Origin of the sequence: Caballeronia sp. EK, assembly GCF_014384845.1 — a bacterium.
Taxonomy (GTDB): Bacteria; Pseudomonadota; Gammaproteobacteria; order Burkholderiales; family Burkholderiaceae; genus Caballeronia; species Caballeronia jiangsuensis.
On sequence record NZ_JACSUE010000015.1, the window covers coordinates 61,236 to 81,280 of the forward strand.

Consider the following 20,045-nt stretch of genomic DNA (forward strand, 5'->3'; position numbering starts at 1 on the left):
CCAACACCTAAGATCGCGACATAGAACGTCCGCGATCCGTTCGTCTGTCAGTCCGGTGATGGGCCGCCGGGCGGCACAGGCGCGTGAAGGAGCGCTGTATCGATCCCTAACGCCTCCATAGCGGCGGTGAGCTTCCCTATCTCCTGCCTGAAGTTCAACTGCCATTCCTCGCCTTCGCACGTGACGGTCATCCCGTCATGAACGACAAGCGCATAGCGTGCGTAATGGAGCGCGTCGATGATCTTGGCGTCTTTCCCGGCCTGTTTGATGAACTGATTGGCGTCCACGGTATGTCCTCCACGGCGAGCGTTTGCTCGCGATCAAGCATATCGAGTGCCAGCCTCTTCAGTTGCCGCGCTTTTCTGCCGTTAACTCACGGACCGAATTCTGGCCGTTACTCGGCAGGCCGAAGGCAATGAAAAAAGTAATGACCATCGCAGCGTCGTTCTTGGCGCTTGCGAGCAACTCCGTGCCCGCGTTTGCGGGCCACGATCCCGACTGCTACGTCATGCGGCAGGCGTCGAAAATGCGGGAGACTATCGTCTCAAAGGATTCTCCAAGAGCCAATACAACGACTATCTGGCCGAGCAATTATGGGCCGGGAAGCTTGAGAAGCATGCATTCCTTCTGTGGCGCAAGGGGTCTGACATCGCGTACTTGCCCGCCAACGCCCGCGAGAAGCCGAAGGCGATCGCAGCGCGCACATTTGCGAGCTGCGCCGCCGAGTAGGGGCAGTGCACCACGACAAGAATTTGACTGGCACGCAACAAATTGCCAAAATTCCGTATCGTTGGTACGATAAGATAAATTCCGACGTCGCCCGCTGGCACCACAAGGACCATAACCGGATTCCGGCGCAGAATACCGCGTCACAGTGAAACGCCCGCCCGCATAGGCTCGTTGCGATCGAAAACCACCGAGGTACATGATGGACAACCGAGAAAGTGACGCTATTTCAACGATGCGACGAGTAAATGAATTTCTAACGGCCGATGTGCTCATTGGTGTCGTCCTGTGCGTCTTCGCATTTTTCGTTATCGGGAAGCTTGAAGGAGAGGGACTTCAACAGTTCGCGACTGATTGGTTCTGGCCGGTTGGCGGGATCGTCGCGTTGGTAGGCGTAGTAGTCGGCTTCGTCGTTGCGAATCGCCATCGGAGGCTCGGTCAGTACCTCGTCTTCGTGTTCTTGGCGGGCTATTTCCCTGCCTTTCTCCACTTCCTGATGGCCGGGGAAGAGCACACGCCGGAATCATTGAAACTGGCTGTTTCCTTGTGGTTGATGCTTGCACCGTGGCTGGCGGCTGCGAGCTTTTTCGCGGAAGCGCGATTCGAGAAGCGTCGGAAGGTGGAGGCTGAGGCAACGGACCGCGCATGACAATTAAATCGAGCACCCAAGTTTTTCTCGCCGACTTCCTTATCGCGAGCCCGTCATTCTTTATCGATATGGGCCAACTGTCTCGGACCGTCAAGCTCGCTTGGATTGCGATCCTGTGCGCAGGCGCAGTCGTCGGGACCATCGTTTATCTGAGAGAGCGGCGTGGCGAGTATGCGTGACGAATCAAGCAACCCGCACGTGCGGAGGTATCGGGCGTTGTTCGCTGAGCAGCAGCGGCGCAAGAAGTCGCTGCCGCAAAAGATGCTGCTGACTGCCGCTATGGTCGCGCCATTAATTGCTGGCGGCTTCGATCTTGGATTTGCCACGCCGTGGTTCGTCGTTCCCGCCTCGGCGGTGGCGCTGGCGATGATCCTGATCGCAGTCAACTCGATCTCTTTTCACCTGGCGTTGTCGGAGTCCCGAGCGGCGTTGAGGAAAGGAGCGGTGAGCGATGCGTGCTAAGACATTCCGCGTGAAGCTGAAGCGCGTCACTTATGCTGAAGTCGTGATAGAAGCGGAGTCCGCCGCTGCCGCGAGGCAGCAAGTCGAGGACGAAGGCCCGCACGACTGGTTTGTGACGTCGGAAAACATTGGGACGGACACCACGACAATCGTGTCCGTGTAGCGCGACAACAATGGCTGAAAAGAAAAGAAAGCGCAAACCTCCGATCAGCGATCGGGTCATAGCCGGACTCGAAGACCTGCTGGCATCCATACCGGTTAGTTTCCAGACGACTGCCGAGCGCACGTCTGCTATCCAGTACCTCTCGGCATTAGTCGAGTACTGCAACACCCCGGAGTACCGGCAGAAGCGCGAAGACATCAGCGCGAAGACGCGAGACTGGCATCTGCAAAACACCGGGCGGGTCATCAAACCACGGGCAATCGGTCGTCCACGGAAGGAAAAGTAATGGCAACCACTCTTGTGCCCGAATCAAGCGCTATCGATATGATCGGCCCCTACCTGGCTGCGAAGGCAACTTGTCCTGCTTGTAGCTATGAAAACGTGCTCGTGCACATGGAGGGGCCGACGAGCCCTGTGAAACCTGTCCTGATTTGCGCGCATATGACCGCGCACGTAATTGAGGAAGGCGAAAGCCACTTCGAATTTAACTACTAAGCGGCCAACTATAAAACTATGGTATCGATCTTGAAGATGCTGGCGGACGGCGCACAGGAAGACCTCGGCCGACCAGTCACGCTCCAACGCCTGCTTGCGAACACCCCTGATCTCTCCGTCGATTTAACCGCCGTTCCGGAGAATATCTGCGCGTCGAGCGTCCCACAGTGGCACAGGCTCGGCGAGAAAAACGACATTCACGATCGAGCCCGACGCGGTACGTTGATGGGATGGAAGCGTTACGGTGGTGATTTTTTGGGGTATCAGGTGCATCGCCCCGAATTCGAGCGGATTTGCGTCGAGACAGTTGTTAAGGACTGGCAGTGCGATATCGCCGACGTGCACGGCTTCGCGAATTCGAAGTCGGACCTGTCGCAGTTCGCATCAACCAACGCGTTCGTCGAGGAAAGATGCCCGCGCATGATCGACACAATTAGCCCGGAGAAGCTGGCCGAGAACCTCGCTCACAAGGAGATTCGGATTCTTCACAGCAGCGCTACGTCCGACCACTTTGCCTACTACGCGTGGGACAAGCGCGTATGGCTCATGAATGACGGAGGCTCGCATCACTTTGCTGCGGCCAAGTACATTGCGATGCGCCTAGAACAGCGCGTGCCTCTGCAAGGGATTCTTCGTGCATACGCTATCAACCCTGATATGGTTGCGTCGCTACGTCGGGACTACAAGATGTTTGCCATGCCGGAGAGCGCCGTGTTCGGTAGCGGCTTTTTCAAGGCTATGGAGAGCTTCAAGGCACCCTGGATGTGGCATGACATGCCGGCGCCATTTCAGCAAGCGCGTGCGATTCTGTTGCCCCGGAACGAGCGCCGATCGATGCGAGTGGCCGAAGAGCTTTCGAAAGCAGGGGTTACGGATTTCGGAGAGCATCTGATGGCAGTGGCGACAAATCAGGCCGATCGCATCGAGCTTTATCACGATCGGCCGGTTTCCCGGCCAAGACTGACAGCGTAATCCCCATCGATTGAGGAACACATGAGGCGTCTGGCTGTGGCATTGGCAACGGTGTTTGCGAGCGGCGCAGTGATCGCTCATCCTACCGATTTCTGCTATGAGCGGTCGCATTTCGCGCTGATGGTAGCCGAGGATCGCGACGCTTTCAGAAGCAAACGCACGGACGAGGATGAGGACTTCGCGAAGTCTGCGTGGAGAAGCATCCTGCAAGACCATAGTCAGCGCGATATCGACGCGCACATCGACATCATCGTTACCGTGTGGGAAGTCATGCAGCAGCAGACCCCAAGCGAGATCGAGGCGGTCACACTTCACGACTGCCTCAAGAGGCCGCAGCGGTATCGATAACAAATAGTCGGAGAACGTATGAGTGCGGCACCTAACGAGGGACCAATGACTGTCGCGGAGGTAGACGAGGCAGCGCGAACCGTGGTCACTCACCTTCAGGCGGCGTTGGACGAACTAGCGAAGAAGAAAATTCATCCGGCAGCAGCAGTGCAAGGTGGCATCCAAATGTGTTTGAGGTTATACGCTGACATCCTCGACGACGATGCAGAAGCAATCCGCCAGACGCGGAGATTCCTCGACCGGTGGGCGGCCGACTTGAGCAGTAGCGAAACAGACAGCAGACCCCACTGACATAACGGCGAAATATCGTGGCAAAAACCAACTATCCCTCAACGACGCTCAAGCCCGAGCAGATCCTCGACTTCAACCTTCAAGACGGCTCGCGCGTGCGAATCGTTCTACAACCGAAGCCCGACGCAACGGGAGACAAGGTCGCCCACGTTGACCTTGACTGCGCGCAAGCCGGAACATCGGCGCTAACGCGAGTAGGCAATACCGGTCGGCCCCGAACGGTATTTGAGGCCGGTGTTTTGGCGTATCAGTTTGCACAGAAAGAAGCGCAGCGACTTGGCGGCGTTGCCATCGTCGGAGCAGATCTGCAAGGAGAAGAATTCCTTGAATTGGCGGACGTGCAGCAGATCGTCGGCAACAGTCTTCCCGTCAAACTGTTTTGAGCGGTCCTCGATGCAGCGCACCTTGCATGCTATTGGCCTCGTGCTGTTCGTCGGTGGCTTGGTCCGTGGCGTGCCTTGCTAGCCTCTTGCCGGCATAGCCTAGTACCTTCGAACCGTAATAGGACAGGCATGGCTATTTCGCTCGTACTCAAATCAGTTGCGCAAAGACCGGCACGATCGGAGAATTAAAATGGGCATTCTGGTCCGAAACATCGGCGATCCGAAGGAATGGACGCCCGACTACTCAACCAACGCAACCGGCGGCACCAGTTGGGGCGGGAAACACGTTTCTATGCTGACAGCAACCGATCTGGTTGCGCTTCTCGATTTCTGCCGTGGCGAAGCGTCGCGTGTCGGCTGGAACGACGCGGCGAACAGCCGTACTGACGTTGCTGCGAGCAACCCATTCCACGCCGAGCTACTTGGCGGGTATCCGCATCGGGAGTGGGCGACTTACTATGTGGAAGGCATCTGCGAACACACGATGGCCGCATCAGAGCGGATCGGCTAACGATGAACAACGCTGCCGCGCGGCGTTGGAAAAGGATCGACATGGGTGTATCTCGAACGACGACAGTAACGTGTCTAGCCTTCCTTTTGGCTTCTTGCGCGATGACACAGGAAGAGTTAGGTCAACAACAGCCGAATGCACGTTTCACCGTACCCGCTGACCTTCGGTGTCTGTATGAAAAGGGAGCCGAGAAAGCCGCTTCGAGCCTTGGGATGACAGAGCCCAAGATGAGCGGGTACATTAACGCAGAGGCGGGGTACGCTTGGTTTAGACAACCGATGACGCTTATTCGGCTTCGCGCGGTAGGTCAGGGCGCAACCGAGATCACGCGGCAACAGCATGGTAGCGCGGGAGCGCTTGGGCAAGGCAACGATATGCTCGCCTACCTGAAGAGCAATCCATGCGCTGCCGGAGAGCAGTAGACCGGACTGGAGCGCGTATGACACAACTGACTGTCGCATTGGCGCTACGTGCAGCGATCAACGTGTTGCGCGACTCAGCCGAGTCGCGACGCATGCCGTGTGGCGAGCCGCTCGACGATGCCAGTGTCGAACTGCATCTCGACGCGGCCGAGACGCTCGAACAATCTCTTGCTGATCTTCGACCTCACGAATAAGACGAGAGGTGTCTACTAAGCGCCCCTGCGCAACCACGCGATAGCGAGTCAACTGAGCGTTGGACCCTATGACCATCATCGATGGTTTTATCGGCGTGTCGTGCCTCGCAGTGGGCCTGGTGACGCGCGATATCGTCCCGGTTTTTTTTCGGAAGAAAGCGGAAAATTACGCCACGAAACAAGACATCGCAGAGATTACTCGCTTGCAGAGGCAGGCGGCGCACCGGTTCGATGAGCTTCTCGAGAATTCGAAGCAGCGTCATTCGTTAAGGACTCTCGTCGCTGAAAAGCGAGTGGAAGCACATCAGCAGGCGTTTCTCAGGGTGAAGCGGCTATTGGGCGCGCGGCAAGACGAAGAAATAATCAACGAGTGCCGCGATTGGGCAGATGCCAATTGCCTATATCTAACGGCTGGCGCGCGCAAAGCGATGTGGTCAGCCATCGGCGGCGCAGAGATTCGTGCACAACACCTTAATGAGGCGGAGAAGGCGGGCGATCCGCAATACGTCCGTGTCTATCACGAGGAAGCCGGTAAGGCGTGGGGCGACATCATGAAAGCGCTAGATCCGATCGTTACTGACGTCGAGTTACCTCCGCTCGGTCGAGATGAGTTGGAGACATTCTCGAAGGGCACCAAGACAGATGAGGGGTAGGCCATGAGACGTTGCGCCAGGTACGACGATTGGACGATCGAAGCATCGCCAACCATTATTGCGAAACAGCGGCTTTTTCGATCGGGTGTAGTCATAGAGCGTGACGACGGCGAACGTTTCGTGTTCTCGGATCTTGGGAACCGCGTCTATCGCTGGCAGGCTTACGAGCGCGGCATTGAGTGGGCGAAGCACTGGATCGATACGAACTACCACCTCGGCGCACACAGTGCCCCAAGGGCGGTTCATAACGCCAAGGAGGAGAATATGCCGTTGAGAGAGACGGCCGCTATGCAGTGTTGAATCGTGAATACAAGCCGGTTGGATGCTGGACAAAAGAACACGTGACCTATGACGATCACCCGATTCTCGTGAAGATCAAGGGGCTAACGGCTGTTCGTGCCGCGAAGATCTCTTTCAAGGGTGACACGAACGTGGAGTTGATCTATCTGTACGATGACGGCTGCGTTCCGACCGATAACGCTGCAAACATGAATGCGTATCTCGCGCGCCTTGCCGTGCTGGCAAAGTTGGAAATTGATGGTGAACCGCATCGGAGGTAGGAAGAAGCATGGACAAGGTTGAATCCGGAGCGACGGAGCACCTGGCTCACACGCTAAGCAAGTTCACTTTTGTGGATCTGACGCAAGACGAACGTCAGGCGGCATTCATGGTCGCCCGTACGTTGCCGAAGGACGCCGTCTTGAAAGATTTTGCTGCTGCCGCGAGCGCTTCGGAGATCGAGCGCGCGGGTCTGCCAGCGGAGGTCGCGAGCATTCTGGCGCCATTGGTCGCGAGGCTGGAAAAGGTCGCGTATGCAGCCCGCTTCGCTGCGCTGTTCGACGCGAGCAAGTGAGACCTGTGGACAGGAGTCAGACGTCCAAAGTCAAGGTCGCCCGTCGGCCTTGTGAGTCCTGCCCTTGGCGCAAAGACCGGGATGCACGTGATATTCCAGATTTTTCGCTGGAGTTGGCGGAGAAGTTGGCCGCGAGCTGTCCGGACGAGAGGAATATGGGTCCGGACTTCGGAGCCTCTTGGTTCGCGTGTCACCTGTCCCGCGCAAACGGCGAGATGCCTTGTGCCGGCTGGCTGGCGATGGTCGGGCTCGCACACCCGAGCGTGAGAATGGCGCTTCGCGAGAAGCGTCTTAGCCCCGAGGCAGTTCATCCGCCATCGGACGGCCCCGTCCTGCACGAGAGATATTGTGACGTGCTCGAAAAGCTCAGGCGAACTGTCAAAAAGACTGCCGCCCCATGACTTTCGCCAATTTGCAACTCATGTAGTACCCCAAGTTGGTAGTCAGGGTAGAGGTGCCGCCGTAAAGCTTCGACCATTGGTCCGCAGTAAGCATTATCTTGTGGCTTTGCGGTACATAAGTCTGTTTGGTCAATAGCGCTTGCATGCTCAGGGCATATGCGTCCAACGGATAAATCGCGTGGAGAGCACGATCCAGCTTTGCTGCGTCCGGATTTTTTCGATACGTCACAAAGCCAGTTCCGGATCCCTCGTCGAGAATTGCCGCAATCGACAGTTTCGCCTTCGCAAGGGCGTTGCGCACACCCCAGACCGTGTAAAGAGGGCGCGCTTCAAGCGCCGCATATCGCGTGTTTCCTTGGCTTTGGGCGGGAGCCTTCCAGTTGTTTTTTTTCAGTTCTTCCTCGTAGACCTTCTGCGCGGCAGTGCTTTCTGCCGTCAGATATCGATCTTCTTCGGGGGGAATGTTCGGCAGCACTTGGTCCGCGTAATCGAGCGTGGCAGTCAGCGTTTTCAGGGAGGCGTCATCCCAGAAGTTGCATCGTCCTTCGGCGGGGTCATAGTCTTGTTGATGGCCGGCACTAATTGCAGGTGATGCCATGCTAAACAGCAGAGCTAAAACGGCTGCGTATTTGATTTTCATCCGATCCCCGATGTTGTTCTGGTACATCAATTATTGCCGCAGGACGAAGCATCTGTCATACCTTATTCGCTCGGATGCGCCTCATTGTCTTCGATGAATCTTTCGCTCACGAAATATGCCTTGGTCAGTGGAAGTGACCAGCCGGCCTGAATGTGAAGCTGCTCAATGCGCTCCATGCCGATATCGGCATCAAGCAAGCTCTCGAAGTACGGCATCCATGTTGACGTCCGGTCGTTTCAAAACGCTACGCTACGATAGCGTTTGGTAGCATTCGTGCGCTTGAGCGGCCGCGACAGAACGCGTCGGCACCGGCAGCAACGCAACGGGCGCCAACGGCCGCGTCGGCTGCGCCACGATAGGGTCTCGCTCTGCAGTGGCCGCGCAGTCGTGTTCACCAGACGCAAAGAAAGCGGATTGCCATGCGTTGGACAGTTCGCGAAGCTGCTGGAGGCGAGCGTGCGGCGCGGTGAAGTGCTGAGCGAAGGATATACATTCCCTTGCGCTTTCAGGCGTCGGATTAACGATGGCCGTGACTGGCTGACCACAGAAGCGCTGCCAGACGGTCGGCATGGTCAGCGCAACAAAGAACTGTTCAGTAGCGGTTAGCTCTCTCTCACGCGCGAGTTCGAGCAAACGAAGCGCGTTCGTATCGCCTACAGGGGTGCGTAACGGGTCCGAGGGGACGATTGGCGTGCCGGCCAGCACGACATTCGGGATGACGTCGTAGGTAAGCGCTACGTATGCGACGTGATAGTCATCACCCAAGTCCGTACGCAACACAAATTGGTCCCCTCGCCGCATGAACAACGTCTGCTCATCGCTGCCGAGCGGCACGGGCGATCGTGCCGAGTCTTGCTCGTGCGGGATACCCGACACACGGCCCACCGTGAGTGGGCCGATCTCCGAGCGTACGTGTACGGGAGCGTGATTGCTGAGCACAGCGCGCGGCGTCATGCCTGTGCGCTGTTGTACGACGCGCATCGCGCGCACGTAAACGTCAACGTCCGAGCCAAGGTCGCAGCGGCTGACGAAATCGCCGTCAATGTTGACGCTAAGGGAAATGGAGTGTGGGGTAAGCATTGTCGTCTTAGGACTTGAACCGGGGAGCGCGAGACGCTTGCGCTTCGACATGATCGGCGGCTGCCGCCTGTTCGTCGCCGACAATGTCGCGGATCTGCTCTTTGGTCAGCCCTTTAGTTTGCAGGCTGAACTCCGCTTGTCGCTTCTGCTCTTCCGAGCGCGCGGCGCGCAGTTGCGTCGCCTGCTCTTCTAGGGTGCCCTGCCCCGTCCCCTCGATCATGTCGCGCTTGATCTCCAGCGTGCGTTCCTGCGCCGCGACAAGTGCCCGATGGTGGTCGTAAATGCTTGCCATGACGCGGCTGTCCTGCGGGTCGCCTACATACAGCTTTTGGGGATCGTACGAGCCGGGTCCGACTTTAACGTACGCGCCAGCGCCCAAGAGGCTGGCCGCTGTCGCCCCGATCACCGCCGAACGCTTGAAAGCGGTGCGGAGACGGTTAGCGCGCGGCGTGAGTGAAATGCCGATGCCGAATCCGACGTCAGTCGCGAGGATCTGTTGCTGAAGTCTCTGGAGGCTTTTCATGGGAACCTCAGTGCTGAAGGGTTTGGCGGATCGCTGCCAGGCGCTTTTCGAAAACCTCGTCCGTGATGAGCCTGCGGTCCCGGAAAACGTCGTTCTCCGTTGCCGAATCGGCAGCAATCAATGCAAACGCGTACTCGACAAGGCGCGCGTCTGCGCGAACGGGTGACAACTGCGTGCTCGCCGCAGCAAGAAAGCGGGTTTCTTCTTGCGGCATAGCTGTCTTGGCGAGCAAAAGGGCGCTGGCAATGGCGATCGTGGCCGCGCTCAGCGTCCGAACGCCAGACGGTGTCTTGGCGAGTTCGGTCAACTGCTCGCCCAAGCGGGCGTTCTCAGGGATCGCAAGGACATCGGCGAAAACCTCTTGCACAACGGGATCCGGGAATCGGATATCCATCGGTTTGACTCCTCTTCGTTTTGCATGTATCGTTACAACGATACGTAATTTGTCTCATTGTATCCGAATTAGAAATCAGGGGTTCATGTTTGTCGAGAGGCGCCAGGCAGGCGGCTGACGCGCCGTCCGGGGTATTGCACGGTCTAGGGAAATCGGAATGGCAAGCAGCTTTTCACTGCTACTCAACGCTCGCGTGTCATTAGCCATCTTCCACTTCGCGCAAGGTCCGACTCGCCTGCTTTACGAGGCGGAGGAATTGGCTTCACAAGCGGGCGCAGCGAGTGCCATGGAAGGGGATGAGTTAAAAACGCCCCATCTATTCGCTCGCACCGGAGCGTCCGCCGACTACGACATTCATCTCGACGCACTGGCCGAGCATTTTCGGCATGGTTGGCGCACCCACGCGAAATGCATTGGCGAGTACTTTTCGGTGACCACGAACGGACTGTGGGTTCGGATTAAGAGTCTGGAGCGCGATGGCGCCCACGGCTCGATCACGCTGTCGCAAGCGACGGCGTCGCAAGTCTTCAGGCGACTGGCTCAGCGTCCTTCGCCATATGGGCTGTGGCGGAACTACATCCTCACGCCCGGTGCCTACCTGCTCCGCGTTGACGACCCCGAGGCTAGCTCGTACGGGCAACTCATGTTGCAGGTCGGTCAACCGGCGCAGGGCGGCATTTTCTTCGGTAATCCAGCGACTGAGCACCTACACATTTCTGCGCTTCTCGCTCTGGAAGGTCGCGTAAGTGCGTTGTTTGGTCCGTCTCCGCTGCTGCTCGGCCATATCGGGAGTTTCGACGGCGGGATCTGGACGAAGCGCGGGCGCATTAGTCAATTGTTGGCGCAATTGGGTGCGCCGGCATATGCGGCGATGAATCGGATCGAAGACGTGGGCGAGGGCAAAGCGCGGATCAAGCGGGACTCATCTCGCGCTGTCATCAGGTATAGAACTTTTAACGATCGATATGAGCGTTGATAGGGCGAAGATCCTCGACAAGATCAAAAAGTGTCTGGCACTTTCGAAGAGTGCGAATGAGCACGAAGCCGCCGCCGCGCTGCGGCAGGCGCAAACCCTCATGCGTTTGCACGAGATCGATGAGGCGGAGATCGAGGATTCGAAGATAAGCGAGGCGAACGCAAGCGCGAGCGCCGCGCGGCGTCCGGCTTCTTGGGAAACGATATTGGCGGGCAGCGTCGCGGACGCATTCGGCTGTGTGCGCCTGTTCGGCCCGGCAGCGAGCGGTAAGGGCTCATGGTGCTTCGTCGGGGCCGGATGCGCGCCTACGATCGCACAGAACGCATTCACGGTTCTGCTGCGTCAGGTAAAGGGCGCGCGCAAGGCGTATAGCGACACGGCATTGCGTCGCTGCACGCAATCGAGGAAGACGGTTCGCGCCGACATGTTCTGTCTGGCATGGGTCACGACCGTGGACGCACAGGTTGCGCGGTTCGCGCGGCAAGCGAAGAGGCCGCGATATCGGCTTACCTCAAAAAGCAGTACCCCTCCACGAAGGAACTCCAGCTTCGGCACCGCGCCGCTGACAAAAAGGTCGATGAGTACCTTCTTCGCGACTTCGATGCGGGACAGCGAGCCGGGGCGAACGTGCGCCTGCAACACGGAGTGGCGACTGACCGGTCTCAACTCGTGCTCGAAAACGCCTATTGAGCGTCAGCGCATAAGAGAACACGAACAATGCTGACCACCTTCCTTTCTGCGACTGCGGCGGACGTGGCCCTTCTTCCCAGGGCCGTCCTGCTTCTCATCGTGGCGTATTTCAGTGCCGTCATCGGCAGTTTCCTGACGGTCGTGGCTCATCGACTGCCGATCATGATCGAGCGTCAGTGGGCATCGGAGGACGGCGAGCCGCCGCAGGGTACATACAACCTCGCGTTTCCCCATTCCTCGTGCCCGTCGTGCAATACGGCGTTGCGGCCGTGGCACAACGTGCCGCTGCTGAGCTACGCGCTCCTGCGCGGCCGATGCGGTCATTGCGGTGTGCGGATCTCGGCACGCTATCCACTCATCGAAGCGATCACTGTGGGCCTCGGCTTGCTCGCTGCTATTCGCTTCGGCTGGCACTGGCATGCCTTGGCCGCGTTTGGCCTGGCATGCGCGCTTTTCGCATGTGCACTCATCGACATTCAGGAAGGGTTGCTGCCGGACGCGATCACGTTGCCGCTGCTGTGGGCTGGACTGGCGGTGAATCTGCTCGACGGATTTGTACCTATACACGAGGCGGTGATCGGCGCAATGGCTGGATACGGCTTCCTGTGGCTCATTTCACAGGCGGTCAAGCAGTGGAAGGGGCGGGACGGCATTGGCTTTGGCGATCTGAAGCTCTACGCGGCCGTTGGCGCGTGGCTTGGTGTGCACGCAGTTCCGCAAATCCTCGCGCTCTCGTGCCTGTTTGGATTGCTTCACACGGTCGTCCCTTCACTACACGAAAGCGATGGCGAGAAAACCATTGTGTTTGGTCCCGCGATCGCGCTCGCCAGCGCTGTGACGCTATACGGCGGTGTCTGGAATGCGCTCGCGCGGGTGTTTTTCTAAGCCCGGCATAGTCCGGGAATTTCAGTCGTTTTACTCAAACCACGCTCGAAGGGGAGAACCATGAGCATCGCAGAAAAAAGCAAAGCAGCAAGCCAGAGCGGCGTCATGCCGTTGACGACGGCACTCGGTTACTACGGAATCGCATGGGCCGCGCTCATCGTCGGCATGGTGGCGGCATCGCTGGCCAAGTGGCCGCTGCTCTTTTTCATCGGCTACATCGGCGCTGGCGTGTTCCTGAATCGCACTGTGCTGCGCAATCTGATTCAGTGGCACCCGATGTACAACACGCTCGATAACGTCTTCAAGGCGAAGGTCATTCACGTCATCTTCTGGCCGCTGAGCTACCTGTCTCTCATCGTGAAGATCGCCGTCGTGCGAGCAATCTAATTGGCGCACGCAGGTCGCGTGCGTCCCACGGCGCAGCCACAGAGACGGGCCGATCCGACACGACTAGACCACCTTACGAAGGAATCAACGTTGGAAACCGAAAGTACCGACATCCGTACGAGAATCTTGAAGGCGCTTGACGGCCGACGCGAGAACAAAGTGCCTGATTGCACGCTTCTCGTGGAGGACGAGAAGCTTCGAAAATGTCTCGAACTGCTCAAGAACGCCGCTACGAAGAAGAAGGTGTATCTCGACGTTCCGCTAACCAAGATCGTTGTCGTCGCTCACGACGGTCCAGCGCAGTACAGAAGCGAGGAGAACGAAAGCGGGAACGATAGGATTTTGACTTGGCGAGTCCTGATGGGCGGAGTGACGGCCGAAGGATGGACGCAGGAGCAGCTTACCTATCTGGAATCTGAGGTCGGCGAGAAAGGTTTCAACAGCAGAAGCCGAACTGCCCTCGAATTCGATACACTCGGTGGCGCGGTCGAAGAGACGAACGGGCTGCATCGACTGACGGCTGCCGTGTGTTGGCTGTCTTCGAAGCCGAATGGAGACACAGCAGAACTCCGCAAGGCTTGCGTTACCACGTGGACGTTCGCGCCAGAGGTGCAGGAGGTCTTTGCGAGAGCGAGCGCGGGCAAGTGGGAGATGCTCGTCGGGCGAGAGACGGTTTGCGGGTCCGAAAGGGGTCCGTTATTGATTCGATGCGCGGACGCGTCTAGCAAAGACGGGGTGCAATTCGTCGTCACTCGGGAGGGAGCGCAGAGGCTGACCGTAAATGAGCAGGAACGGAAAGGGGTCATTCAACGTCTGTTCTCGCCGGGGCGCGCGCGCGACGATGAGCCGTCGATTGCATGGATTCGGATCCCGCCCATGATTGTGTCGGCGATTGCCGACACAAAATGGATCGCGGACCAGATGAAATCGCCGCGCTATCGGGATGCTCCCTCGCAATTCAGAAAGCAGTTCGCCGGTCACTGGAGCGAGACTGTTTTCGTTGACGACGGCACCCGTGTCATCGATGACGAGTACTTCACCGAATCCCACGGCTACAACGACGCGGATCGTCGAGGGATTGCGGCCCTTGGTGTGGGCGAGACATGGGAGAGCGACGCGTACGGTGAGGCGCACACGGTGACGCGCTTGGAAGACGTTTGGTGCAAGAGCGAAGCGGCTGACGACGAGGACGAACCCTCAGCGCGTCAGCGCATGCGTCCGTAACGCTGGCGCGGCAATGGATCAAGACTTCCTTCGTAAATACCGGACGATCGTCGAAGCGACTGCTCATATCGACGTCGCGAGCGCGCAAGCGTTGCTCGACGGAAAGACGGAGAAGCCCCACGGGGTGAATCCGGCGCTGCAAGTCGATGCCGCTCGTGACCCACGGCGCCAGTACCGCATCGGAGCAGTGCCGCTTTGTTTATTCCGCGAGAACGAGGCGGACCACCGATACGACGGAACAGTCGATCTCGAACGGGCGAAGGACTATGCCTCGCGCGAGGCAAACGACGTTCCTCCGGTCGTCGCGGTCCTGTCGGCTCGGTCCGGACAATTGAACATCATCGATGGTGGCCACCGTATTTCTGCTGCGCGTATGCGCGGTGACGCGGCCATTCCTGTGGTCGTCGCGCTGCCCGCCGCGTCGAGCGTCCTCGTTATCGCAATCAAACTAGGGAAGGTAGGCCAACAGGAAATGAGTACGACCGAGAATGAAAGCAATCGGGACCGAAAGCCGCAGTTTGGGGTGCCGGACGACGTGTCGATTAACGTCGTGAGTTGGCAAGGGCAGGGCTTCTTCGGCGAGATTCGGTACAACGCCGGCAAGGACATCGTCACGGTCCCGCGCCCCAACATGCGTTGCCCGGATGATCTTTTTCCGTCCGAGGCTGAGGCGCATGCCGCTTGTCTCGCGCGGATCGAGGAAATGACGTATCGCGCGACGGTGTCCAACGTCGAACCAGCGATGAGCGCGCCCGTACTAATCTTCGCGAAGTCGGAGCCCGAGGCGATGGTGTTCGGGCGCAAGGCGATTGCGGAGTTTGGCAGGGCCGGTATGTCTATCGAGGTAGATCTTCCAACCTCGCAAGGCAAGTTCGTTGCCCGACGCGAAGGTGACGATGTGCTGTGCGCGACGCATTTCGAAAATCCGTGGGTGCGACCGCCCGCGAGCGAGTACTTGAATGGCCTGCTCGCGCCGCGTCACGAGTTCCAGCAGCGCGACGCTATGCGCATGCTCGACCAGTTCGATACGAAGACCGAGGTTCGCGATGGTGTCGTTCGCTGGCGCAGCAATGACCGAGTGCCACCGCAGGAATGCCTCGATCTGTGGAAGTTCGTCGGCAAACCGTTCGACGCCGAGATGAGCCAGAAAGCGCGCGACGCAGAGAATTCCGCGTTTCTCGCGGACTATCGGCAAGTGAACACGGGCGCGAAGCCGTCGGCGCAAGCGTTCGCCGAAATGCGCGCGAACTTCGAGGTAGGCAATCAACCAATGAACATCGTCACCGGCGATCGATACGACCTCGAAAAGGAAGCCGTGATTGCATCCCGGCCACGAGTGCGATGAACGTTAGCGATCCACCGATTGACGTAAGCAAGGACGAGATGAGAAATATGTGCAACATGGCGGCGAAGGCGTTGCTCGAACACTTCACGGCCGGCACGGCGCGGATCACCGACCTTGGTGTCTACGTTCCTGTCGATTTCCACATGGATACGCGAGGAGACACCCGGCACCGTTTTGAGGTCGCGATGATGGCGTTATTCGACCGACGGAAGGACACGGAGCGCTTTGATGCGTGCGGGCTGGTCAAGCGTGACGGCAGCTACGGCGTGACCGTCCGATTCGACCTGCCAAACTTCAGCGCGCGTTTCTTTCCCAAGCACGAACGCCTACAGTTCTTTCACTCGATGGCGGTTCGGGAAGTTGCAGCTACGGTAGCCAGTCAATGCTCGTCAGATTACGCGATTGCGTTGGAGAGGCATTTCCCGGATCCACGAAGCGCATTCGAGCGCGCCATCAGGGCGTCGATTGGGCAATATGGCGCTATACGGTGGAAGAGCGAAGCAGAGCGCGGCGAGATGAGCCGGTATCTGGAAGCGCAGGCGCTGGATCAGCGCGTCAATGGATCTTCGGCAAGAGTGACGCCATCGAGCATGTTTGAACAATCCGGCGATCGTCCCCTGGCGGGGAAAATGCGAAACTGACGAAAAGGTGAGGCGTGAGCGCGCGAGGATCCGAAGAACGTCTGATGGTCCGTTGCGTTGCCGTCGCACAAGCTGGCCTCGACGTCGCGCGCGACGCGATCGTCTTCCGCGTTGCCTCTATGATCTTGCGGAGCCGCTTTCCCGTCGCGGCAGCGACGTTGAAGGCGGCAAGCGATGACTACTTTGCGGAGCATCCAACGGACTTGCGGCATGCCGAAGAGGTGGTCAGGGAGGGATGGATCACCAGCTTTCCGCGACTTCGAGAAACCCTCACGGTTCGATTGGAGGCTTATCTGCGATTCAGCGCATGTTGCATATGCGTGGTGGTCCAATGTCGAAGCGGAGGATGCGGGCATTAACGAAATCTTCCCGGCGAGCCAGCTTCACTGGGCAACAACACTCGTAATGTAGGATGCCAAAGTATCTCCGCTAAATTCCTTTATGTTAAGTCAGTAACTGCTGGTGTTTCGCGAGCGCGTTGGTCAGCCCCAAACGCATCGGTGATCGATGGATCGTCAAAAAAAAAGCCCGCTCCGAAGAGCGGGCTAAATCCACACGCCCCGAGAGAGGAGCTGCACGTGGAGGAGACTTCTCCTTCGAGCACCGCGGTGGCAAAGCTTCAAAGCCTTTCGGCCTGGCTGCAGATGTGATCTAACAGGAGATATTGAACCGCGCCCTCGAACTGGTCGGGTCAGACTTCTGGCACCCGGCGCGCGGGTGCCATCATCCTCGGCTGCGTTAGCATTGCGGGCTGCAAAATTTCGTCGAGCTGCTGCTGGGTGAGCAGCCCTTTCTCGATCACGACCTGGGCGACGCTCTTGCCCGAAGCCAGCGCTTCCTTCGCGACGTCCGTCGAGTTTGTATAGCCGATATGCGGGTTAAGCGCGGTCACGATCCCGATTGAGCTCTCAAGGATCGCGCGCAGCCTATCACGATTTGCAGTGATGCCGTCGACACATTTCGACGCGAGCGTGAGGCACCCTGCACGTAAATGCGCGACACTCTTGAACAGGCTATGCGCAATGATGGGCTCGAACGCGTTGAGCTGGAGCTGGCCCGCTTCGGCGGCGAAACTCACCGTTACATCGTTGCCGATGACTTCGAACGCGATCTGGTTGACGACCTCCGGAATCACCGGATTCACCTTGCCCGGCATGATGCTCGAGCCCGCCTGCACCGTCGGCAGGTTGATCTCACCGAGACCGGCGCGCGGTCCGCTCGAGAGCAGCCGCAGGTCATTACAGGTCTTCGAGAGCTTGATCGCGACGCGCTTCAGCACCCCGGAAAGCTGTACGAAAGCGCCGACATCCTGTGTCGCTTCGACGAGATTCGGCGACGTCGTGAGCGCGATCCCGGTCACGTCGGACAGATGCTGGCATACAAGCTGCGCATATTCCGGATGCGAGTTGATGCCCGTGCCGATCGCCGTCGCACCGAGATTGATTTCGCAGATAAGTCTTGCCGCTTCCCTGAGGCGCTCTTCGTCCTCGCCGAGCATGACCGCGAAAGTGCTGAACTCCTGGCCGAGCGTCATGGGCACCGCGTCCTGAAGCTGAGTGCGACCCATCTTAAGGTCGATCGCGAACTCGAGTGCCTTACGTTCGAACGACGCGCGCAGCACACCCATCGCATCGACGAGTTGCCCGATTCCCGCGTACGTGGCGATCTTCAGCGCCGTCGGATAGACATCGTTGGTGCTTTGACTGAGGTTCACATCCTCGTTCGGATGGAGCACGCCGTAAGTGCCGCGCGGATATCCGAGGTGTTCGAGCGCAAGATTGGCTATGACCTCGTTCGCGTTCATGTTCGTCGACGTCCCCGCTCCACCTTGAATGACATCCACGACGAAGTGCTCGTGCGCGGTGCCCGAACGCACTTGCCTGCATGCTTGCACGATCGCCTGCATCTTCACTTCGCTCAGGAGGCCCAGGTCGTAGTTCGCGAGTGCAGCCGCTTCCTTCACGCTCGCCAGCGCATTGACGAGATTGGGGTAGCCCGAGATCGGAATGCCCGTGATGGGAAAGTTCTCTAGCGCGCGCAGCGTATGTACGCCGTAATACGCGATGGCGGGCACGGCGAGATCGCCGAGAAGGTCGTGTTCGATACGTTCAGTCGGAGCGAGCATGTTTTCTCTCATTTTGAAATGGGAACGAAGTCATCCCGCACATGTCGGATCCGTCTTCGTCGCGTGGATCGTCTGATGCGGTGAGGTCAGTGCGGCGGCACGGGCGCACAAGCGACGCATCGTCTCGCGAGTACGGCGGTCCGGTCGTCAACGCTCGCGCGTGTCATCCGTGAAGATGACGTACGCTTCGCGCAACGGAGCGGGAGTTCAGTGCCGCCGAGGCGTACTTGCTTATGTGCTAAATCCGCGTCCTTGCTACTCATTTCGTCTCGCCTTCTAACTGGCCGAACAATCTGCAACGAATCCGTGCTGGCCGTGACAGTTGACGCCGCGTTTGTCATTGCTCGCCTCGAAGGCCACGCCGAGGCTCCTCGCCTACGCGAAGGTGCGTTTGGAACCCGCGGAGAGCGCAATAAGGCATACCGATATATGAATGACAGAAAGGAAGACCATAAACCCCTGAGCCCCAAACCCCTGCATGAAATAGGCAACGAGGGGTGAACCGGCTGCTGCTCCTAGACCCATCCAAAAGACGAAGCAGCTAGTTGCGTGTACCCGTTCGGAGGGTAACAGTCGGTCATTTACCAATGCCAGACACAGTGGATAAAGAGTGAAAGAAAGGCCTCCCACCGCAAATATCGTAAACATTTGAAAATTAGCGGACGAGTGCGAATGAAACAAACACGTGACAGAGAATAAACAGGCAGTCGCCGCAACGGCTGAGATGACAATTTTTCTATTTAACTTGTCTGAAATGCGCCCGATCGGCAGTTGAAGGATAACGCTTCCAAGGAACCCGCTGGCCATATAAAGCGCGACATCCCGCTTTGCCAGGCCGATCTCAGAAGCATAAACCACCCCCATGCCCATGATCGCACCGATTACCATTCCAGTTCCGACGCAGCAAATTGCGACCAATGGCGAGAGTCTAAAGATGATGAACGTTCTGGCGACAGGCGAAATTTTGTAATAATTCGGCGTCGCCCTTTGATTCAACAAGATTGGCACACAAGATAAAGAAAATGCAACAGCCGCGATGTTAAAGACGGTAGCCACCTCCAAAATTAGAAACAGCTGTCCCAAGGACATCGTACCTATGGAGACTATCATATATACCGCTAACAGACGACCTCGTATCTTGTCTGTTGCTAGTGCATTGAGAGATGTTTCGACCACCGTATAAAGGCCTGCCATGCAGAATCCAGTCAATCCCCGCAACAACAACCACAAATAGAAATTAGGCGACAACGAGAGAAACAAAGTTGCGGCGGTCATCAAGGAAGCGAAAATGCAGAAGGTGCGCTGGTAACCAATAAGCGCAATAAGCTGAGCTATATACAACGATCCAGCTATATAACCCGAAAAATATGAAGTCGTTAGAGTGCTTACTTGTTGCCCAGAGTATCCGCCAATAGCCGTCGCCAGCGCCACAACCGAACCTTGCAAACCGCTCGCGAATGTCCCAAACGATATGCTCGAGATCAATGCAACTGCGGCGTTGCCAAATAACGCGGTACTCTGGGAATTACGGTCAGTCATGAAACCGCCTTCGCTATATGTCGCCTGCCTCGTCCGTGTTCAGTGTGCTAAGGTGCTCTTCATTCGATTGAAA

30 protein-coding genes are annotated in these 20,045 nt (G+C 57.9%); 22 read left to right on the top strand and 8 right to left on the bottom strand.

What is annotated here, in order from left to right:
- Positions 1–47: 47 nt before the first annotated feature.
- Positions 48–287 (bottom strand): hypothetical protein, encoded by a 240-nt coding sequence (locus IAG25_RS32795; protein WP_187608577.1) that lies wholly within the window; start codon positions 285–287, stop codon positions 48–50.
- A gap of 638 nt (positions 288–925) precedes the next feature.
- Here IAG25_RS32795 and IAG25_RS32800 point away from each other — a divergent pair.
- From IAG25_RS32800 to IAG25_RS42290, 15 genes are all read left to right on the top strand, one after another.
- A complete protein-coding gene (locus tag IAG25_RS32800) occupies positions 926–1,375 on the top strand; it encodes a hypothetical protein (RefSeq protein WP_187608578.1) in 450 nt (149 codons plus the stop codon).
- A 171-nt stretch (positions 1,376–1,546) separates the two neighbouring features.
- The gene (locus IAG25_RS32805) at positions 1,547–1,837 is read left to right on the top strand and encodes a hypothetical protein (RefSeq protein ID WP_222946755.1); all 291 of its coding nucleotides are present in this window, start codon (positions 1,547–1,549) and stop codon (positions 1,835–1,837) included.
- Positions 1,827–2,000 carry a hypothetical protein gene (locus IAG25_RS32810; protein WP_187608580.1) on the top strand — a complete coding sequence of 58 codons (174 nt, stop codon included), beginning with the start codon at positions 1,827–1,829 and terminating at the stop codon, positions 1,998–2,000. The genes IAG25_RS32805 and IAG25_RS32810 overlap by 11 nt, the downstream gene beginning before the upstream one ends.
- A gap of 10 nt (positions 2,001–2,010) precedes the next feature.
- Entirely contained in the window at positions 2,011–2,286 is a 276-nt protein-coding gene (locus IAG25_RS32815; protein ID WP_187608581.1) for a hypothetical protein, read from the top strand.
- Positions 2,286–2,495, top strand: coding sequence for a hypothetical protein (locus IAG25_RS32820; protein WP_187608582.1), 210 nt, complete (start codon positions 2,286–2,288; stop codon positions 2,493–2,495). The genes IAG25_RS32815 and IAG25_RS32820 overlap by 1 nt, the downstream gene beginning before the upstream one ends.
- Positions 2,496–2,531: 36 nt before the next feature.
- The gene (locus IAG25_RS32825) at positions 2,532–3,467 is read left to right on the top strand and encodes a DUF6685 family protein (protein ID WP_309243994.1); all 936 of its coding nucleotides are present in this window, start codon (positions 2,532–2,534) and stop codon (positions 3,465–3,467) included.
- Between the two features lie 21 nt (positions 3,468–3,488).
- Positions 3,489–3,815, top strand: a complete 327-nt coding sequence (locus IAG25_RS32830) for a hypothetical protein (protein ID WP_187608584.1) — start codon at positions 3,489–3,491, stop codon at positions 3,813–3,815.
- A gap of 308 nt (positions 3,816–4,123) precedes the next feature.
- Positions 4,124–4,489 carry a hypothetical protein gene (locus IAG25_RS32835; RefSeq protein ID WP_187608585.1) on the top strand — a complete coding sequence of 122 codons (366 nt, stop codon included), beginning with the start codon at positions 4,124–4,126 and terminating at the stop codon, positions 4,487–4,489.
- 190 nt (positions 4,490–4,679) lie between these two features.
- Positions 4,680–5,000, top strand: a complete 321-nt coding sequence (locus IAG25_RS32840) for a hypothetical protein (protein ID WP_187608586.1) — start codon at positions 4,680–4,682, stop codon at positions 4,998–5,000.
- Positions 5,001–5,439: 439 nt separating this feature from the next.
- A complete protein-coding gene (locus IAG25_RS32845) occupies positions 5,440–5,616 on the top strand; it encodes a hypothetical protein (protein WP_187608587.1) in 177 nt (58 codons plus the stop codon).
- A 68-nt stretch (positions 5,617–5,684) separates the two neighbouring features.
- Complete coding sequence (locus IAG25_RS32850) at positions 5,685–6,269, top strand: hypothetical protein (protein WP_187608588.1); 585 nt, start codon at positions 5,685–5,687, stop codon at positions 6,267–6,269.
- Between the two features lie 3 nt (positions 6,270–6,272).
- Entirely contained in the window at positions 6,273–6,569 is a 297-nt protein-coding gene (locus tag IAG25_RS32855) for a hypothetical protein (RefSeq protein WP_187608589.1), read from the top strand.
- Positions 6,570–6,610: 41 nt separating this feature from the next.
- Positions 6,611–6,829 carry a hypothetical protein gene (locus tag IAG25_RS32860; RefSeq protein WP_187608590.1) on the top strand — a complete coding sequence of 73 codons (219 nt, stop codon included), beginning with the start codon at positions 6,611–6,613 and terminating at the stop codon, positions 6,827–6,829.
- Between the two features lie 8 nt (positions 6,830–6,837).
- Positions 6,838–7,122, top strand: coding sequence for a hypothetical protein (locus tag IAG25_RS32865; protein WP_187608591.1), 285 nt, complete (start codon positions 6,838–6,840; stop codon positions 7,120–7,122).
- A 5-nt stretch (positions 7,123–7,127) separates the two neighbouring features.
- Entirely contained in the window at positions 7,128–7,523 is a 396-nt protein-coding gene (locus tag IAG25_RS42290; RefSeq protein ID WP_222946756.1) for a DUF6283 family protein, read from the top strand.
- Here the strand turns inward: IAG25_RS42290 and IAG25_RS32870 are convergent.
- Genes IAG25_RS32870 through IAG25_RS32890 form a run of 5 tightly spaced genes read right to left on the bottom strand, consistent with a single transcriptional unit; the run spans position 7,501 to position 10,160 of the window.
- Positions 7,501–8,190 (bottom strand): hypothetical protein, encoded by a 690-nt coding sequence (locus IAG25_RS32870; RefSeq protein WP_187608592.1) that lies wholly within the window; start codon positions 8,188–8,190, stop codon positions 7,501–7,503. The two genes, IAG25_RS42290 and IAG25_RS32870, sit on opposite strands and share 23 nt — an antisense overlap.
- A 35-nt stretch (positions 8,191–8,225) precedes the next feature.
- A complete protein-coding gene (locus IAG25_RS32875; RefSeq protein ID WP_187608593.1) occupies positions 8,226–8,378 on the bottom strand; it encodes a hypothetical protein in 153 nt (50 codons plus the stop codon).
- 34 nt (positions 8,379–8,412) lie between these two features.
- On the bottom strand, positions 8,413–9,294 hold the full coding sequence (locus IAG25_RS32880; protein ID WP_187608594.1) for a hypothetical protein: 882 nt from the start codon (positions 9,292–9,294) through the stop codon (positions 8,413–8,415).
- Entirely contained in the window at positions 9,251–9,766 is a 516-nt protein-coding gene (locus IAG25_RS32885) for a hypothetical protein (RefSeq protein ID WP_187608595.1), read from the bottom strand. Before IAG25_RS32885 ends, IAG25_RS32880 begins: the two co-directional genes overlap by 44 nt.
- Before the next feature lie 7 nt (positions 9,767–9,773).
- Positions 9,774–10,160, bottom strand: coding sequence for a hypothetical protein (locus tag IAG25_RS32890; protein WP_187608596.1), 387 nt, complete (start codon positions 10,158–10,160; stop codon positions 9,774–9,776).
- 157 nt (positions 10,161–10,317) lie between these two features.
- Between IAG25_RS32890 and IAG25_RS32895 the strand changes: the two genes are divergently transcribed.
- The 7 genes from IAG25_RS32895 (at position 10,318) to IAG25_RS32925 (ending at position 16,308) form a co-directional block, all read left to right on the top strand.
- Positions 10,318–11,136, top strand: coding sequence for a hypothetical protein (locus tag IAG25_RS32895; RefSeq protein WP_187608597.1), 819 nt, complete (start codon positions 10,318–10,320; stop codon positions 11,134–11,136).
- Entirely contained in the window at positions 11,126–11,860 is a 735-nt protein-coding gene (locus tag IAG25_RS42535; RefSeq protein ID WP_187608598.1) for a DUF2786 domain-containing protein, read from the top strand. The genes IAG25_RS32895 and IAG25_RS42535 overlap by 11 nt, the downstream gene beginning before the upstream one ends.
- A complete protein-coding gene (locus IAG25_RS32905) occupies positions 11,854–12,711 on the top strand; it encodes a prepilin peptidase (protein ID WP_187608599.1) in 858 nt (285 codons plus the stop codon). The genes IAG25_RS42535 and IAG25_RS32905 overlap by 7 nt, the downstream gene beginning before the upstream one ends.
- Before the next feature lie 60 nt (positions 12,712–12,771).
- On the top strand, positions 12,772–13,098 hold the full coding sequence (locus tag IAG25_RS32910; protein WP_255504120.1) for a hypothetical protein: 327 nt from the start codon (positions 12,772–12,774) through the stop codon (positions 13,096–13,098).
- A gap of 90 nt (positions 13,099–13,188) precedes the next feature.
- Positions 13,189–14,322, top strand: coding sequence for a hypothetical protein (locus IAG25_RS32915; protein ID WP_187608600.1), 1,134 nt, complete (start codon positions 13,189–13,191; stop codon positions 14,320–14,322).
- A 13-nt stretch (positions 14,323–14,335) separates the two neighbouring features.
- Entirely contained in the window at positions 14,336–15,667 is a 1,332-nt protein-coding gene (locus IAG25_RS32920) for a hypothetical protein (protein ID WP_187608601.1), read from the top strand.
- On the top strand, positions 15,664–16,308 hold the full coding sequence (locus tag IAG25_RS32925) for a hypothetical protein (RefSeq protein WP_187608602.1): 645 nt from the start codon (positions 15,664–15,666) through the stop codon (positions 16,306–16,308). Before IAG25_RS32920 ends, IAG25_RS32925 begins: the two co-directional genes overlap by 4 nt.
- A 691-nt stretch (positions 16,309–16,999) precedes the next feature.
- Here IAG25_RS32925 and aspA read toward each other — a convergent pair.
- Together aspA and IAG25_RS32935 are read right to left on the bottom strand one after the other, a co-directional pair.
- Complete coding sequence (gene aspA / locus IAG25_RS32930) at positions 17,000–18,433, bottom strand: aspartate ammonia-lyase (RefSeq protein ID WP_187608603.1); 1,434 nt, start codon at positions 18,431–18,433, stop codon at positions 17,000–17,002.
- A gap of 375 nt (positions 18,434–18,808) precedes the next feature.
- Positions 18,809–19,972 carry an MFS transporter gene (locus tag IAG25_RS32935; RefSeq protein ID WP_187608604.1) on the bottom strand — a complete coding sequence of 388 codons (1,164 nt, stop codon included), beginning with the start codon at positions 19,970–19,972 and terminating at the stop codon, positions 18,809–18,811.
- Positions 19,973–20,045: the final 73 nt, after the last annotated feature.

What these genes read in the sequence shown, in the direction of transcription:
- IAG25_RS32800 (WP_187608578.1), top strand. Translation starts at nt 926, where the DNA reads ATGATGGACAACCGAGAAAGTGACGCTATTTCAACGATGCGACGAGTA.
- IAG25_RS32805 (WP_222946755.1), top strand. Translation starts at nt 1,547, where the DNA reads ATGCGTGACGAATCAAGCAACCCGCACGTGCGGAGGTATCGGGCGTTG.
- IAG25_RS32810 (WP_187608580.1), top strand. Translation starts at nt 1,827, where the DNA reads ATGCGTGCTAAGACATTCCGCGTGAAGCTGAAGCGCGTCACTTATGCT.
- IAG25_RS32815 (WP_187608581.1), top strand. Translation starts at nt 2,011, where the DNA reads ATGGCTGAAAAGAAAAGAAAGCGCAAACCTCCGATCAGCGATCGGGTC.
- IAG25_RS32820 (WP_187608582.1), top strand. Translation starts at nt 2,286, where the DNA reads ATGGCAACCACTCTTGTGCCCGAATCAAGCGCTATCGATATGATCGGC.
- IAG25_RS32825 (WP_309243994.1), top strand. Translation starts at nt 2,532, where the DNA reads ATGCTGGCGGACGGCGCACAGGAAGACCTCGGCCGACCAGTCACGCTC.
- IAG25_RS32830 (WP_187608584.1), top strand. Translation starts at nt 3,489, where the DNA reads ATGAGGCGTCTGGCTGTGGCATTGGCAACGGTGTTTGCGAGCGGCGCA.
- IAG25_RS32840 (WP_187608586.1), top strand. Translation starts at nt 4,680, where the DNA reads ATGGGCATTCTGGTCCGAAACATCGGCGATCCGAAGGAATGGACGCCC.
- IAG25_RS32845 (WP_187608587.1), top strand. Translation starts at nt 5,440, where the DNA reads ATGACACAACTGACTGTCGCATTGGCGCTACGTGCAGCGATCAACGTG.
- IAG25_RS32850 (WP_187608588.1), top strand. Translation starts at nt 5,685, where the DNA reads ATGACCATCATCGATGGTTTTATCGGCGTGTCGTGCCTCGCAGTGGGC.
- IAG25_RS32855 (WP_187608589.1), top strand. Translation starts at nt 6,273, where the DNA reads ATGAGACGTTGCGCCAGGTACGACGATTGGACGATCGAAGCATCGCCA.
- IAG25_RS32865 (WP_187608591.1), top strand. Translation starts at nt 6,838, where the DNA reads ATGGACAAGGTTGAATCCGGAGCGACGGAGCACCTGGCTCACACGCTA.
- IAG25_RS32870 (WP_187608592.1), bottom strand. Translation starts at nt 8,190, where the DNA reads ATGTACCAGAACAACATCGGGGATCGGATGAAAATCAAATACGCAGCC.
- IAG25_RS32875 (WP_187608593.1), bottom strand. Translation starts at nt 8,378, where the DNA reads ATGCCGTACTTCGAGAGCTTGCTTGATGCCGATATCGGCATGGAGCGC.
- IAG25_RS32880 (WP_187608594.1), bottom strand. Translation starts at nt 9,294, where the DNA reads ATGTCGAAGCGCAAGCGTCTCGCGCTCCCCGGTTCAAGTCCTAAGACG.
- IAG25_RS32885 (WP_187608595.1), bottom strand. Translation starts at nt 9,766, where the DNA reads ATGAAAAGCCTCCAGAGACTTCAGCAACAGATCCTCGCGACTGACGTC.
- IAG25_RS32890 (WP_187608596.1), bottom strand. Translation starts at nt 10,160, where the DNA reads ATGGATATCCGATTCCCGGATCCCGTTGTGCAAGAGGTTTTCGCCGAT.
- IAG25_RS32895 (WP_187608597.1), top strand. Translation starts at nt 10,318, where the DNA reads ATGGCAAGCAGCTTTTCACTGCTACTCAACGCTCGCGTGTCATTAGCC.
- IAG25_RS42535 (WP_187608598.1), top strand. Translation starts at nt 11,126, where the DNA reads ATGAGCGTTGATAGGGCGAAGATCCTCGACAAGATCAAAAAGTGTCTG.
- IAG25_RS32905 (WP_187608599.1), top strand. Translation starts at nt 11,854, where the DNA reads ATGCTGACCACCTTCCTTTCTGCGACTGCGGCGGACGTGGCCCTTCTT.
- IAG25_RS32910 (WP_255504120.1), top strand. Translation starts at nt 12,772, where the DNA reads ATGAGCATCGCAGAAAAAAGCAAAGCAGCAAGCCAGAGCGGCGTCATG.
- IAG25_RS32920 (WP_187608601.1), top strand. Translation starts at nt 14,336, where the DNA reads ATGGATCAAGACTTCCTTCGTAAATACCGGACGATCGTCGAAGCGACT.
- IAG25_RS32925 (WP_187608602.1), top strand. Translation starts at nt 15,664, where the DNA reads ATGAACGTTAGCGATCCACCGATTGACGTAAGCAAGGACGAGATGAGA.
- aspA (WP_187608603.1), bottom strand. Translation starts at nt 18,433, where the DNA reads ATGCTCGCTCCGACTGAACGTATCGAACACGACCTTCTCGGCGATCTC.
- IAG25_RS32935 (WP_187608604.1), bottom strand. Translation starts at nt 19,972, where the DNA reads ATGACTGACCGTAATTCCCAGAGTACCGCGTTATTTGGCAACGCCGCA.